Source organism: Methylobacterium sp. E-066, from assembly GCF_022829635.1.
Taxonomy (GTDB): Bacteria; Pseudomonadota; Alphaproteobacteria; order Rhizobiales; family Beijerinckiaceae; genus Methylobacterium.
The window spans coordinates 121,285-135,986 of the sequence record NZ_JAKSYO010000214.1; the positions used below are offsets into that span (position 1 = coordinate 121,285).

12 protein-coding genes are annotated in these 14,702 nt (G+C 70.4%); 7 read left to right on the forward strand and 5 right to left on the reverse strand.

Going from position 1 to position 14,702, the window contains the following annotated elements:
- Positions 1-75 precede the first annotated feature (75 nt).
- The 4 genes from trmD to MKL20_RS32210 all read left to right on the forward strand — a co-directional run bounded on the left by trmD (position 76) and on the right by MKL20_RS32210 (position 2,911).
- Positions 76-804, forward strand: a complete 729-nt coding sequence (trmD, locus tag MKL20_RS32195) for a tRNA (guanosine(37)-N1)-methyltransferase TrmD (RefSeq protein WP_244040089.1) — start codon at positions 76-78, stop codon at positions 802-804.
- A gap of 352 nt (positions 805-1,156) precedes the next feature.
- Entirely contained in the window at positions 1,157-2,323 is a 1,167-nt protein-coding gene (locus tag MKL20_RS32200; RefSeq protein WP_244040090.1) for a phosphoserine transaminase, read from the forward strand.
- Between the two features lie 169 nt (positions 2,324-2,492).
- On the forward strand, positions 2,493-2,720 hold the full coding sequence (locus MKL20_RS32205; RefSeq protein WP_244040091.1) for a DUF1902 domain-containing protein: 228 nt from the start codon (positions 2,493-2,495) through the stop codon (positions 2,718-2,720).
- Positions 2,717-2,911 carry a type II toxin-antitoxin system HicA family toxin gene (locus tag MKL20_RS32210; protein WP_244040092.1) on the forward strand — a complete coding sequence of 65 codons (195 nt, stop codon included), beginning with the start codon at positions 2,717-2,719 and terminating at the stop codon, positions 2,909-2,911. Before MKL20_RS32205 ends, MKL20_RS32210 begins: the two co-directional genes overlap by 4 nt.
- Positions 2,912-3,289: 378 nt before the next feature.
- On the opposite strand, the gene MKL20_RS32215 is transcribed toward MKL20_RS32210, so the two are convergent.
- The 3 genes from MKL20_RS32215 to tesB form a co-directional block, all read right to left on the reverse strand.
- Complete coding sequence (locus MKL20_RS32215) at positions 3,290-4,804, reverse strand: ammonium transporter (RefSeq protein WP_243969176.1); 1,515 nt, start codon at positions 4,802-4,804, stop codon at positions 3,290-3,292.
- An 84-nt stretch (positions 4,805-4,888) separates the two neighbouring features.
- Positions 4,889-5,227 carry a P-II family nitrogen regulator gene (locus tag MKL20_RS32220; protein WP_092036434.1) on the reverse strand — a complete coding sequence of 113 codons (339 nt, stop codon included), beginning with the start codon at positions 5,225-5,227 and terminating at the stop codon, positions 4,889-4,891.
- Positions 5,228-5,528: 301 nt separating this feature from the next.
- Entirely contained in the window at positions 5,529-6,428 is a 900-nt protein-coding gene (gene tesB, locus MKL20_RS32225) for an acyl-CoA thioesterase II (RefSeq protein WP_244040093.1), read from the reverse strand.
- A 95-nt stretch (positions 6,429-6,523) separates the two neighbouring features.
- On the opposite strand from tesB, the gene MKL20_RS32230 reads away from it, so the two are divergent.
- Positions 6,524-7,795: an FAD-dependent monooxygenase gene (locus MKL20_RS32230; RefSeq protein ID WP_244040094.1), complete on the forward strand. Its 1,272-nt coding sequence runs from the start codon at positions 6,524-6,526 to the stop codon at positions 7,793-7,795.
- 2 nt (positions 7,796-7,797) lie between these two features.
- Here MKL20_RS32230 and MKL20_RS32235 read toward each other — a convergent pair whose 3' ends face one another.
- Positions 7,798-9,324 (reverse strand): glycosyltransferase family 2 protein, encoded by a 1,527-nt coding sequence (locus MKL20_RS32235; protein ID WP_244040095.1) that lies wholly within the window; start codon positions 9,322-9,324, stop codon positions 7,798-7,800.
- Positions 9,325-9,369: 45 nt separating this feature from the next.
- Positions 9,370-12,504: a rhamnan synthesis F family protein gene (locus MKL20_RS32240; protein ID WP_244040096.1), complete on the reverse strand. Its 3,135-nt coding sequence runs from the start codon at positions 12,502-12,504 to the stop codon at positions 9,370-9,372.
- Between the two features lie 279 nt (positions 12,505-12,783).
- Between MKL20_RS32240 and MKL20_RS32245 the strand changes: the two genes are divergently transcribed.
- Together MKL20_RS32245 and MKL20_RS32250 are read left to right on the forward strand one after the other, a co-directional pair.
- Complete coding sequence (locus MKL20_RS32245; protein WP_244040097.1) at positions 12,784-13,788, forward strand: AAA family ATPase; 1,005 nt, start codon at positions 12,784-12,786, stop codon at positions 13,786-13,788.
- A gap of 2 nt (positions 13,789-13,790) precedes the next feature.
- A complete protein-coding gene (locus MKL20_RS32250) occupies positions 13,791-14,702 on the forward strand; it encodes a DUF58 domain-containing protein (RefSeq protein WP_244040098.1) in 912 nt (303 codons plus the stop codon).

The following is a 14,702-nucleotide window of genomic DNA, read 5'->3' on the forward strand; positions in this document are numbered from 1 at the left end:
CGCCGACAACCCGCCGCGGGGGCGAACGGTGCCCGGCCCGTTGACCGTGCCGCACCCCGCACGCGATCAAGCGCCATGACGCGCGCGGAAACGCCCTGGCGGGCCACGATCCTCACCCTCTACCCGGAGATGTTCCCGGGGCCTTTGGGCGTGTCGCTGTCCGGCGACGCGCTCGCCCGGGGCGACTGGAGCCTGGAGGCCCGCAACATCCGCGCGCACGGGCTCGGCCGCCACCGCGCGGTGGACGACACGCCGGCCGGCGGCGGCGCCGGGATGGTGCTGCGCTGCGACGTCCTCGCCGCCGCCATCGACGCCGCGACCCCGGATGACGACCCCCGCCCCCGGCTGCTGATGTCCCCCCGCGGCCGGCCCCTGAGCCAGGCCCGGGTGCGGGAGCTCGCCGCCGGCCCGGGGGCGCTGATCGTCTGCGGCCGGTTCGAGGGCGTCGACGAGCGCGTCATCGCCGGCCGCGGCCTGGAGGAGGTCTCGATCGGCGATTACGTGCTCTCCGGGGGCGAGATCGCCGCCCTTGTGGTGCTCGACGCCTGTGTGCGGCTCCTGCCCGGGGTGATGGGCAAGGCGGCATCGGGAATCGAGGAGAGCTTCGAGGGCGGGCTCCTCGAATATCCGCACTACACCAGGCCCCGGGACTGGGAGGGACGGCCGATCCCGGAGGTGCTGTCGGGCGGCAATCACGGGGCCATCGCCCGCTGGCGACGGGAACAGGCCGAGCGAATCACCGCCGAGCGGCGGCCGGACCTTCAGGCGGGTTCCAGGTCGATCACCGGCCCGTCGAGGTCGTAATCCAGCGGATCGAGCTGGAGCGGCTGCGCGGCCGGACGCCGAAGACGGCCCACCAGGGCCAGGCGGGTCGCTAACGCACCGATAACCATAAGTAAAACTGACCAGACCGACACTATCGCAGCGCTGTGGAAAGACATCAGCGTACCTCGAACGCAACACGGCACGGCATTAAGGCTAACGCCCCAAGATTAATCGACGGTTCCCCGGCGTCGAACAGCCCGTCCCGGCCGGGGGCACGCGCCGAAGACTGCTGACCGGACAAGCGCTTGCCAGAGGCCTGGATTGGGCGCATCCCCGGGCCGGGACACTCCTCCCCGCCGAGGAGCGCCCATCTGCAAGGATGGATCCGACGATGAGCCGACCCGACAGGCGCCCGCGCGTTCCCCATTTCTCATCCGGCCCCTGTGCCAAGCGTCCGGGTTGGACGCCCGCCGCCCTGGCCGACGCCGCGCTCGGCCGCTCGCACCGCTCTCCGCTCGGCAAGGTCAAGCTCGGCCGGGCCATCGACCTGACCCGCTCGATCCTGCAGGTGCCCGACGATTACCGGATCGGCATCGTGCCGGCCTCCGACACCGGCGCCGTCGAGATGGCGATGTGGACCCTGCTCGGGCCGAAGCCCGTGGAGATCGCCGCCTGGGAAGCGTTCGGCAAGGAGTGGGTCACCGACGCGCTCAAGCAGCTCAAGATCGCGCCCAAGATCCATCAGACGCCCTACGGCGTGCTGCCGGACCTCGCCGCGATCGACACCCAGCACAGCGACGTGGTCTTCACCTGGAACGGCACCGCGGCCGGCGTGAAGGTCCCCGACGGCGACTGGATCGCCGCCGACCGCGAGGGCCTGACGATCTGCGACGCCACCTCGGCGGCCTTCGCGCAGCCGCTCGCCTGGGACAAGCTCGATGTCGTCACCTTCTCCTGGCAGAAGGTGATGGGCGGCGAGGCCGCGCACGGCATGCTGATCCTCTCGCCCCGGGCGGTGGCGCGGCTGGAAAGTTATGTCCCGGCTTGGCCGCTGCCGAAGGTGTTCCGGCTCGTCAAGGACGGCAAGCTGATCGAGGGCATCTTCAAGGGCGACACGATCAACACCCCCTCGATGCTGGCGGTGGAGGATTACCTCGACACCCTGGACTGGGCGGTGCGGATCGGCGGCCTGCCGGCGCTCCACGCCCGGGCCGACGCCAACGCTAAGGCGATCTACGACTGGGTCGCCCGGACGCCGTGGATCGCGCCGCTGGCGGTCGATCCCGCGACCTACTCGAACACCGGCGTCTGCCTGGTGATCGCCGACCCGGACGTGCTGGCCCGCGGCGACGCGGCCGTGGCGGCCCTGGCCTCGGGCATCGTCGAGCGCCTCGACCGCGAGGGCGTCGCCCTCGACATCGGCGCCTACCGCGACGCCCCGGCCGGCCTGCGGATCTGGTGCGGCGCCACCATCGAGACGGCGGATCTCGAGGCGCTGACGCCGTGGCTGGACTGGGCGTTTGCCGAGGAGAAGGCGGCGCTGAGCCGGGCTGCATAGCGGAATTGACGAGGTCTCCTCCGCTCTCTCCCGCATCCTGGGGTTTCCGCTGCGCTGCGGCCCCCCAGGACGCGGACGTGGATCGGAGGGAAGCGGTTTCCTCCTCTGCGAAGGCCTTGTCGCGCCGGCCGGTTCGCGCGATGCCTATCATTGTGTCAGGAGACTCGCCGTGACCCGCCACGCCGTCGTTCGTTGCGCATGGGATGAAGAAGCGACCGTCTGGTACGTGTCGGAGAGCGATGTTCCGGGTCTCGCCACGGAAGCCGAATCGCTCGATGTCCTGCGGCGCAAGCTCCCCGGCATGATCCAGGATCTTCTGCAGGACGGACAGGGCGGCGATGTCGAGGTCGACCTGATCGCCTACGCGCATGATCGGGTGCGCGTCGGCGCGGCGTGACCGACTTTACGCCGCCCCTCAAGAAGCTTCTGCATGACAACGGCTACCGCTTCTTTCGAAGCGGACGCGGCGATCATGAAATCTGGCGGCATGCGGAGACCGGCCGGAAGGTCGTCGTCGATGCCAGCATCAAATCCCGCCATACGGCGAATGGGGTTTTGAAGCAGGCTGGGCTTCCGAAGGCATTCTGAGGGGCTGTTCGACCGGTCCGGCCCGCACCGCCCTTCCCCCGCATCCTGAACCGCCCGCGTTAGCGAGCATGCAAGAGCGCTTTAGAGGCCCCTGGGATCTCGGGAGACCTCCTTTTCGAGACCTCCACCGCGCTGCGGTGCCTTTGGCTGAGGTAAGGGATTGGGATCCGCGCCAAGGCGTTCCCGCAGCTTTCCCGTCTTTGCGAACGCAGCGAAGCAACCCAGTGCAGCGCGCGATCTCCGGATGTAGCGTTTCCCTGGGTTGCTTCGCTCCGCTCGCAATGACGGCGTGCGACGAACAACGAAAAACCCCGGCCCATACGGAGCCGGGGTTTCTCATGTCTGCAGCGCGGCCCCGCAGGGCCGCGCCCGTCGCTCTTAGTAGTTGTAGGCGCGCTCGCCGTGATCGGCGATGTCGAGGCCCTCGCGCTCCTCTTCCTGGGTCACCCGCAGGCCGATCGTCAGGTCGACGAGCTTGTAGAGGATCGCCGAGCCGATGCCCGACCACAGCAGGGTCAGGCCGACCGCCTCCGCCTGGATGATTAGCTGGCTCACCATGTCGTAGGCGCCCACCGCCAGCTCGCCCGGCTTCGAGGTGTAGTCGGGGATGCCGACGCCGCCGAGGTTGGGATCGACCAGGATGCCGGTCGCCAGGGCGCCCAGGATGCCGCCGATGCAGTGCACGCCGAACACGTCGAGCGAGTCGTCGTAGCCGAGCGCGTTCTTCACGGTGGAGCACATCACGAAGCAGACCACGCCGGCCACGAGGCCGAGCACGATCGAGCCCATCGGGCCGGCGAAGCCGGAGGCCGGGGTGACGGCCACGAGGCCGGCCACCGCGCCCGAGAGCATGCCGAGCAGCGACGGCTTGCCCTTGAGCGCCCACTCGGCGAACAGCCACGCCACCGCGGCGCCGCAGGTCGCCACGAAGGTGTTGAGCATCGCCAGCGCGGCGGTGCCGTTGGACTCGAGGTTCGAGCCGGCGTTGAAGCCGAACCAACCGACCCACAGCAGCGAGGCGCCGATCATGGTCATGGTCAGCGAGTGCGGGGCGAGCAGGTCGCGGCCGTAGCCGATGCGCTTGCCCATGATCAGGCAGCCGACGAAGCCGGCGATGCCCGCGTTGATGTGCACCACGGTGCCGCCGGCGAAGTCGAGGGCGCCCTTCTGGAAGAGGAAGCCCGCATCCTTGTTGACCGCGTCGAGCGCCGCCTGGGCGGTGGCCTTCGAGGCGTCGTCGGTGGCGGCAGCCAGCGCCTTGGCGGCGTTGCCGACCGCGTCCGGGCCGGCCCAGTACCAGACCATGTGGGCCATCGGGAAGTAGATGACCGTGACCCAGAGGATCGTGAACACCACGAGCGCCGAGAACTTCATCCGCTCGGCGAAGGCACCGACGATCAGCGCCGGCGTGATCATGGCGAACGTCATCTGGAAGCACAGATAGACGTATTCGGGGATCACGACGCCGTTGGAGAAGGTCGCCACCGTCGAGTTGGCGTCGATGCCCTTCAGGAACGCCTTGGACAGGCCGCCGACGAAGTCGTTGATGCCGCCGCCGTTGGTGAAGGCGAGGCTGTAGCCGTAGAACACCCACAGCAGGCCGACGATCGACACGATCGCGAACACCTGGGTCAGCACCGAGAGCATGTTCTTGGTGCGCACCAGGCCACCGTAGAACAGGGCCAGGCCCGGCACGCTCATCATGAGCACGAGGGCCGAGGAGATCAGCATCCAGGCGGTGTCGCCCTTGTTGGGCAGCGGCGCGGCCGCGGCGGCAGCCGGCGCCGCGGAGGCGGCTTCCGGCACCGGGGTCTGCGCGAGGGATGGCTCGATCAGGAGGGCGGCAAGCGCCGCGCCTCCCAAGCCGAGCATGAGGGCATTACGAACTTTCATGGACAGGTGGCTCCCGGTCGCGATTCGTTGAGCGTTGCGTAAGGGTGGAGGCTATCGGCGGGCCCGGACGTGCCGGGCCGCGGATCAGAGGGCGTCGGCGTCGGTCTCACCGGTCCGGATGCGCACCGCCTTCTCGAGGGGCAGCACGAAGATCTTGCCGTCGCCGATCTGGCCGGTGCGCGCCGCACCCGCGATGGCGTCGATGACGCTGGAGGTCAGGTCGGAGGCGACCGCGACCTCGATCTTGAGCTTGGGCAGGAAGCTCACCGCGTATTCCGCGCCGCGGTAGATCTCGGTGTGGCCCTTCTGGCGGCCGTAACCCTTCACTTCCGTCACCGTCAGTCCGTGGACGCCGATTCCGGTGAGCGCGTCGCGCACCTCCTCCAGCTTGAACGGCTTGATGATGGCCATCACGATCTTCATGGGCGGCGCCCCCTTACAGAGTCCTTGGAAACCGATGCCGTCGCACGAGTTGCGCGGCGACCCGGCCCGGGTCGCCCGCTGAGCCGGGCTGGCCCGCGGTTGAGCGGGACTATTCAAGGACTATGCCACTCAAGCTGGGCGGGGAACTTTTCGACCGGAGGCCGTTATGCCCAGCAAATAGCCGGATCAGGCGAAGCCCGAGGCAGACACGTCGGCTGACATGCCTGCAATGTGATCAAATGATTAGAAAATACGCATTTTTAGCAGGTGCAATTCTGCAACGCACGTTGGCGAAGGACTTTTAATCCCCGTGCGGACGAATCAAGCCCTCTTGCGCCACCGAGGCGACGAGGTTGCCGGCGCGATCGAAGATCTGGCCGCGGGCGAAGCCGCGGGCGCCGCCGGCCGCCGGGCTGTCCTGCGCGTAGAGCAGCCAGTCGTCGATTCGGACCGGGCGGTGAAACCACAGGGCATGATCGAGGCTCGCTGCCTGGATGTTCGGATCGAACACCGAGCTGGCATGCGGAATCAGCGACACGTCGAGGAGGGTCATGTCGGAGGCGTAGGCCAGCACCGCCCGGTGCAGGGCCGGATCATCCGGCAGCGCCGAGGCCGCCCGCAGCCAGACGTTGAATACCGGCTCTGGGCGCGCGCCGCCCTTGCGGCGGGCGGTGTAGCGGTCGAGATCGACCGGCCGCAGCTCGATCGGGCGCTCCCGGCCGAAATAGGCGGCGACCGCCTCGGGCATGCCGGTGGCGCCGGAGGCCGCCAGCGCCTTGCCGTCGAGGAGGCCGTCCGGCCCCGCGACATCGGGCATCGCCGGCTGGTGCTCGAACCCGCCCTCGGACACCTGATAGGAGATCGTGGTGGCGAAGATCGCGCGCCCGTGCTGGATCGCCTTGACCCGCCGCGTGGTGAAGCTGCGCCCGTCGCGGATGCGCTCGACCTCGTAGACGATCGGCGCCCGGGGATCGCCCGGGAGCATGAAATAGGCGTGGAGCGAATGGGCCGGCCGGTCGTCCGGCACCGTGCGGGTGGCGGCCACCAGGGCCTGGGCCACCACTTGGCCGCCGAAAACGCGGCGCCAGCCGGTCTTGGGGTTCTGGCCGCGGAACAGGTCGACCTCGAGTCGCTCCAGGTCGAGGATGGCGATGAGCTCGGCGACCGCGTCGGTCATCGCGTCGGTGGTGGCGTCGGTCATGAGTCGCGGGGTTTCCGTTCGTCGTCCAAACGCGACATAGGCCTTTCGGGCGGAGCGATCCACGCGCTCGGCCCCCAGATCGGAGATCCGTGACGATGACGGCCCAGACGCCCCGCCCCGGCAGCCGCAGCCTCCTGATCGCCGGGGGCGGCCTCGCCAGCCTCGCCTTGGCGCTCGCACTCAAGCAGGCCCATGGCCCGGCGCTGGCCGTGACCGTGATCGACCCCCACGGCGCCGATCCCGCCCGACATCGCGGCCGCGCCTACGCGCTGGCGGCGGGCGGCCGGCGGATGCTGGCGCAGCTCGGGCTGTGGGACGCAATTTCGGCCGCGGCCGAGCCGATCGCCGAGATGGTGATCTCCGACAGCCGAATCGCCGACCCGGTTCGGCCGGTCTTCCTGACCTTCGGACGGGAGGAGGAGGATCAGGCCGACCGCGCGGTCGGCGAGCCTTTCGCCCATATGGTCGAGGCCGAGCCCCTCGCCGAGGCGCTGGCCGAAGCCTGCCGGGCGACGGGCGTCGCCATCGTCAGCGGGGGGGTCGTGCGAGCGGTGCCGGAGGGCGTTGCGATCCGGGCGGAGCTGACCACGGGTGCCCCCCTCAAGGCCGACCTGCTGGTGGCCGCCGATGGGGCGCGCTCGCGCCTGCGCGAAGCGGCGCGGATCGGTTGGGTCGGCTGGTCCTATCCGCAGGTCGGGATCGTCGCCACGATCGGGCATGCCCGACCCCATAACGGGCGCGCCTTCGAGCACTTCTTGCCCGCCGGCCCCTTCGCGATCCTTCCCCTGCGGGACGGCGGATCGCTCGGCCACCGTTCCTCGATCGTCTGGACCGAGCGGGCCGACGAGGCCGACGCGCTGCTCTCGGGCGAGCCCGATGAGGTGCTGGCCGAGATCGAGCGGCGGTTCACGTTGGATTTGGGCAAGCTGGCCCTGGAGCACGGCCCGAGCCGGCATCCGCTGGCCGTCGGCATCGCCCGGGCGTTCCGGGCGGAGCGGCTGGCCCTGCTGGGGGATTCCGCCCACGTCATCCACCCGATCGCCGGCCAGGGTCTCAATCTCGGGCTGGCAGATGCCGCCGCGCTCGCCGAGGCTGTGACCGGGGCGCTCCGCCTCGGCCTCGACCCCGGCAGCCCGGACGTGCTGCGGGCCTACGAGCGCGCCCGCCGGTTCGACAGCTTCGCCATGGCGGCGGCCACCGACGGGCTGAACCGGCTGTTCTCCAACGACGCCCTGCCGCTGCGGCTCGCCCGCGACCTCGGCCTCGGGATCGTCGACCGTCTGCCCGGCCTCAAGCGGTTCTTCATCGGTGAGGCCGCGGCCTCGCGCGGGTCGCGGCCCCGGCTGATGCGGGGGGAGGCGCTGTAAAGTCAGGCGGACCGGCGCTCGGCCACCCACCGCGTCGCATCGGCCCGGGGGGCGACCACGTCGGTGTCGGTGCGCAGCTGCGGGCTGTAGGCGGGGTCGTCGGTCAGTACGTCGTGCCAGCGCCGCAGGAAGCGCGAGATCTGCGACCCCGGAGCGAAGCTGGTCTGCCGGGAGGCGCTCTCGTGATGCGCCATCTCGGCGAACGGCGTGTAGACGATGCGGTAGCCGAGCATCCGCAGCTTGAAGCACAGGTCGACGTCGTTGAAGTCGAGGGCAAAACGCTCGTCGAAGCCGTTCACCGCCTCCAGCACCGCCTTGCGGGTGGCGAACAAGGCGCCCGTGACCGACGAACAGTCCCGCTGCGCCAGCGCCCAGTCGCCGTAGGTCGGCTCGGCCGCGTCCCGATTGTACCAGGGATGGGCGCAGACATCGAAGATGCCGCCGAACATGCCGGCATGCTGGATCTTGCCGTTCGGGAACAGCAGCCGCCCGCCGACGCCGCCGACGCCGCGGTCGAGCGCGAAGGTCAGGAGCGCCTCGATCCAGCCGGGGCGGCGCACCACGAGGTCGTCATTCATCAGGATGACGAGGTCGGTCTCAGCGGCGCGCCAGAGGGTGTTCATCTTGGCCGCGTAGTTGAACGGCGCGCCCTCGGGCCGCGTGGTGAGCAGGCGGGTCACCGCGAACCGGTCGGAGCGGCCCCGGTAGATCGCGTCGTCGGCCTTGTCGTCGCCGATCAGCACCCGGATCCGATCGGCCGGGTAGCTGCTGCGGGCGAGGCTGTCGAGGAGGTTGATCACGTGGGGCTTGGCGCCCTCGATCGGGCGGCCCTCTTCGTCCCGGGGCCGGCTCTGCGCGGTCGGGACCACCAGGGTCACGGGCGGGCGCGTATCGAGGCTCCGGCGGATCTCCAGCGTGTCCGGGGTCAGGCCCGGTGCCGTGCGCAGGGGCGCGCCCGAGCCCTGGAACCAGCGGTCGAGCACGTCGGCGCGGGCGGCGCGCTTCGCCTTCGGGCGGGCCAGAGGCGAGGCGATCAGCGTCTGCGGGATCCGGTCGATGCCGATGCCCGCCGAGAGCGCGTCGAGCAGAAGCCGGAACCAGGCGGCGTTGCCGGTGCGCCGGCCGAAATCCGGGGTGAGGCTCGCCAGGGCCGAGACCCGGATCACCAGCGGGAAGCCGATATAGTCGTCGGCCATGAGCAGGGCCGGGTTGAAGGCCGGCTTGCAATGGACGCTGCGGACCTGGCCCGCGCCGTCCACCACGGCGTCGTCGCCGTAGAAGATGCCGATATCCGGCCGCTCGGCCATCGCGGCGAGGATCGGCGCGAACAGGTCCGGGTGCAGCTCGGACGCGGCCGGGGCCACGAACACGGCCCGGCAGGCGGGAAGCTGGCCGGCGGCGATCTGTCCGAGCTTGCGCTCCTCGACCGGGTGGAAGCGTTCGTCGAGGGGCAGCGGCAGGATCGCGTCCGGCCAGGCGCGCGCGCTCCAGGAGGCCGACGGGGCCGGGACCGGTTTTTTGTTCAACACGGATCGCGTCTCCCGGACCTCAAATACGTTCGGATCGATTGGACATCATCTTTTTCCGAAAGCCGGTGACCACCTTTCGGGATGATGATCGAGGAGGCGGCTGACGCTCGCCTCCATGGCGGCGGCCACCGCGCCGATCGACAGGCGCTCGCGGATCCGGGCGCGGGCGGCGGCGCCGATCCGCGCGGCGTCGCCGCTAGTCACCGCCCGGGCGGCGTCGGTGAGCGCGCGGGCGAGGTCGGCCTCGTCCACCTGCCCCCATTCGGCGCCGCGCAGATACGGCCCGTAGGTCTGGTCCAGGGCGGCGATCTCGGCCTTCACCGGGAAGCCGCAGGTCGCGTCGAGGAAGTCGCGGCTGCCGCCGTAATCGGTGGCGACCACGACCTTGCCCATCTCCATCGCCTCGGCGATCGTCAGCCCGAAACCTTCGGAGGAATGCGACGAGGCATAGACCGCGCAGAGCTCGAACAGGGCGCCGAGCTCGTTCTGAGAGAGCGGCTGGTCGATCACCACCACGTCGCCGGTCTTGCCGACGAGGTCGAGCAGCTTCTTGCCCTCGTCCGGCAGGTCGAACACGTGCTTGGTCTTGAGCACGAGCTGCCAGCCGGCTTGCGCCAGCCCCGCCGCCCGGAAAGCGCGGATCAGCGCGTGCGGGTTCTTGCGGGCGAGGTAGCTCGACCCGTCGAAGGCGTAGAGGATCACGCGTCTGGCGGGGTCGATGGAAAACGCCTTGCGCAGGTTGGCCTTGGCGGCGCCGCTCGCCGGCTCGCCGGGCTCGTTCTCGACCACGTAGGGCACGACATCGACCGGGATGTCGGTGATCTGGCGGAAGATCGCGGCGCAGAACTCCGTGGGCGCCCAGATCGCGTCGAGGCCGTCCACGGTGGGCAGCCAGCCGCCGGGCACGTGCGAGGTCTCCCAGACGAACAGCCCGATCTTGAGCCGGGCGCTCGCGGCGATGTCGAGCTGCCGCGCGCTCATCAGGGAGTGCCAGCTGTCGCCGTTGAAATGCACCAGCGCGACGTCCGGCGCCCCCGAGAAGGTCCGGGCCTGCCAGCCCGGCCCGACCCGGGCATGGACGTGGAACGAGCGCTCCATCGGATGGACGTTCAGGGCGAACGGCGCCCGGTGCAGCGCTCGCACGTAGCTGCGCGCCGCGACGCCGAGCCCGTTGGCGTAGTTCATCGGCGAGACGTAGGAGACGCGCAGCGGCCGCTCCGGCGCCTGGGGCCTGCGCAGGTCGGCCCAGATCCTGGGGCCGGGATAGGTGAAGGTCTGGTCGAGCCGGTCGAGGTCGAAGCCGCGCTCCTCGATCGCCGCGCGCACCGCCTCGCCGCCGATCGCGGCGTGCTCGCCCAAGAGCGAGCGCTTCACGAACGGGAAGCCCTGGCCGAGCATGTTCTCCCAGTCGAACAGGGTGCGGTTGTTGCGCGGGTCGTTGACCAGCGTCATGTGCTTGTTCTGGGCCGAGAACAGGCTGCGCATCCCGAGCCCCGCGGCTCGCATCCGCCCGGAGAAGGTCAGCTCGTACTCGGTGATGACAATGTTCTTGTCCGGCCAGTTCGCCACCGACTGGATGAAGTGGTTGAACGCGTAGGAGGACAGGCAGCGCTTCTTCAGGGCCAGGAAGAAGCTCTGGAGATGGTGACTGTAATAGAAGTTGTCGGCGAGCCCGATCACCGCCTCCGGATAGGCATCGATCTTCGCCAGCAGCCCGGCGAAGTCGCCGCTGTCGAGGGGCCCGACCAGGCTGTCGTTGGCCAGGTACAGGGTCTCGGAATCGAGCAGGTCGTCGTCCTCCAGAAGGACATGCGCCCAGGCGGCGAAATCGAAGCCCGTGTTCTCGCGCAGGTAGGCCGAGGCGCACAGCGTCAGGATCGCCTCCGGCACCGCGGTCTTGTGCTGGTCGGCCGCGATGATGAGCACGATGTCGATGCCGTTCTCGGCAAAGGCCCGCAGGTAGGGCTCGACATGGCCGCGGATGCGCCCCTCCGGCGCGTGGGTGATGAACAGGGCGGTGCGGCCGTGCCGGCGCGGCTCCCGCTTCAGGCAGGACAGGCGGGCGTCGGCGGCTTCGGGCACCGCGGCACCGGCGACCCGGCGGGTGAGGCGCCCCGCCTCCAGCCCGGTGGTGACGTAGTCGACCAGGGGATTGAGCCCCAGCGCCGCGACCCTGGGGTAGCGGGCGAGGTACCAGGGCGCGTCGAAGCGCGGGGACGGGCTCGTGCGCCGACCGTTATCGGCCAGGAAATGCGCGAGCGGGTTCGCGTCCGTCTCGTCGTCGGCGAGGTAGGTTTTCGTGTACCAGCGCGTGTCGAACCAGGGGCCGGGATCGAGCCCCTCCCGGGCGCCGTGTTCGAGGAAATGTACCAGCGGATTGAGGCTGTCGGCGCGCACCGCCGCCGATTGCGCCGCATACCAGTCCGGGTCGAACAGGGGATGCGGGGCGTAGCGGCGATAGCCGCCGGCCATCACGTAATGCTCCAGCGGCTCGAGCCCGCTGGTCTCCGCCTCGGGGCAGCGCCCGCGATAGAACTCGGCGTCGAAGATGCCCGACCGGCGGATCAGGTCGACATGCCGCGACAGCCCGGCGAATTCCTCCGGATTGCGCAGGTAGCCCTGCTTCCGGCCAGTCTCGTAGTAATGCGCCAGCGCGATACCGCCGGCCTCCCGGGCGTCCGGGTAGCGCGACCGGTACCAGGCGGACTCGAACAGCGGCGACGGGTCGGTGTCGGGGCTCTTCACGAAGTGGAAGAACGCCCGGGCGCGGGCGTCGGCGCCGCCGAGATAGCGCGCGGCGTACCAGTCCGGATCGAACAGCGGGTTGGGGGCGATGCCGGCATCGGCGCCGCGCTCGACATAGTGGATCAGGGGGTTCACGCCCTCGGCGCGCAGGCCCGGGACGGCGTCGAGATAGCGGTCGCCGTGGAACAGCGGCGACGGCCAGCGGCCCTCGCGCCCGCCATGGACCGCGTAGTGCACGGCGGGGTCGATCCCCTCGCCGACCACGTCGGGATAGCGCCGCGCATACCAGGCCGGATCGAACAGGCCCGAGGCCTTCACGGCCGCCACGAGATCCGCCTGCCGGGGCTCGTTCGTCCGCCGCCGCTTCAGGCGCCGGGCCAGCGGGCGCGTGAGGGACCGCGCGGGGCCGGCGACGAACACATCTCGAAGGCGCATGGTGAGTACCGGATACGCGGGAGGCCCGCTTTGCTGCCCACGCCGCAATCCGCGAGAGACATCAGGAGGTTCAGCCGGCCGCCCCGGCTCGCGCGCCTTCCTAATGGTCCGGCCGGCCCGCGCCAAGGGCCGTGCCGCGCAGCGGCGCAGAACCCTCGGATAATCCCGCCCAATCCGCGTGCGGCGATCCCGACCTTGCCAGCCCGGTGCGAACGGCCCCACATTGACCGAATGACCGACGGGGTTCCCCGGGGCCCCGGACAGGAGACGGACAACCGCATGACGCAGGCGATCAGCCCGGCCACCAACCTCGACGACGGCATCGTGGCGACCGCGGAGAGCTGCCTCGCCGCCGTGGGTCAGGCCCGCGACGCGATCCACGGGGTGATCTTCGGCCAGGAGAAGGTCGTCGATCTCGCCCTGGTGACGATCCTGGCGGGCGGCCATGGCCTGCTCGTCGGCTTGCCGGGGCTCGCCAAGACCAAGCTCGTGGAGACCCTGGGCACCGTGCTCGGCCTCGACGCGCGGCGCGTGCAGTTCACCCCGGACCTGATGCCGTCCGACATCCTCGGCACCGAAATTCTGGAGGAGGATGCCGAGCGCCGCCGGGCGTTCCGGTTCGTGCAGGGGCCGGTCTTCACACAGCTGCTGATGGCCGACGAGATCAACCGGGCGAGCCCGCGCACGCAGTCGGCCCTGCTCCAGGCGATGCAGGAGGGCCACGTTTCGGTGGCCGGCGCCCGCCATGACCTTCCGCGGCCGTTCCACGTGCTCGCCACCCAGAACCCGATCGAGCAGGAGGGCACCTACCCGCTGCCCGAGGCCCAGCTCGACCGCTTCCTGCTGGAGATCGACGTCGGCTATCCCGACCGCGCCGCCGAGCGCCGGATCCTGATCGAGACCACCGGCATCGACGAGGTGCGGCCGCACGCCGTGATGTCCACCGAGCAGCTGATCACCGCCCAGCGCCTCGTGCGCCGGCTGCCGGTGGGTGAGGCCGTGGTCGAGGCGATCCTCGACCTCGTGCGCGCCGCCCGCCCCGATGGCGGCGACGCGCTGGTCAAGGACAAGCTGCTCTGGGGCCCCGGCCCCCGCGCCAGCCAGGCGCTGACGCTCGCCGCCCGCGCCCGGGCGCTGATCGAGGGCCGGGTCGCGCCCTCCGTGGCCGATGTGAAGGCCCTGGCCGAGCCGGTGCTCAAGCACCGGATGGCGCTCAGCTACACCGCCCGCGCCGACGGCGAGACCATCGAGGGCCTGATCGGCAAGCTCGCCGAGAAGCTTTAGCCTTGGTCGGGACACACGCCCTCGACTCCGAACGGCGCACCCCCGGCAGGCGCGAGAGCGAGGGCGCGACCGCCCTCTCCGAAAAGATGCCCCGCCTCGTGCTGGAGGCACGGCGGGTGTCGAGCCTGCTGGCCCACGGCCTGCACGGTCGTCGCCGGGCCGGGCCGGGCGAGAGTTTCTGGCAGTTCCGCCCCTTCGTCACCGGCGAGGCCGCCGCGCGGGTCGATTGGCGCCGCTCGGCCCGGGACGACCGGCTCTACGTGCGCGAGCGCGAATGGGAGGCGGCCCACAACATCTGGCTGTGGATCGACCGCTCCGCCTCCATGGGCTTTTCTTCGGACTTGGCGTCGGCCTCCAAAGTCGAACGGGCTCTGGTCCTGGGGTTAGCCCTAGCCGACGCCTTCGTGGAGGGCGGCGAGCGGGTTGGGCTTCTCGGGCTGACGCGGGCCACCGCCTCGCGGGGGATCGTCGAGCGGATGATCCAGGCGCTGGTCGCCGACAAGGCCGGGCTGGAGCAGGACCTGCCGCCGCGGGCAAGCCCGGCCCGGTTCGACGAGGTGGTGCTGATCGGCGACTTCCTCACCGATCCCGGCCGGATCGCGACCGCTGTGCAAAGCCTCGCCGGGCGGGGCAGCCGCGGCCATCTGCTGATGGTGGTGGATCCGATCGAAGAGACCTTCCCGTTCACCGGCCAGGCCGTGCTGCACGATCTCGAAGGCGGCCTCAGCCTCGATATCGGCGACGCCGATGCCTGGGGCGCCCGCTACCGTGCTCGCATCGCCGAGCACCGCGCCGCCCTCCAGGCGATTGCCCGCCAGCAGGGCTGGACGCTCACCATTCACCGCACCGACCGCCCGGCGAGCGAGGCGGCCCTGCGGCTCGCCACGCTGATCGCCGCGCGCGGCCCGGAGTGA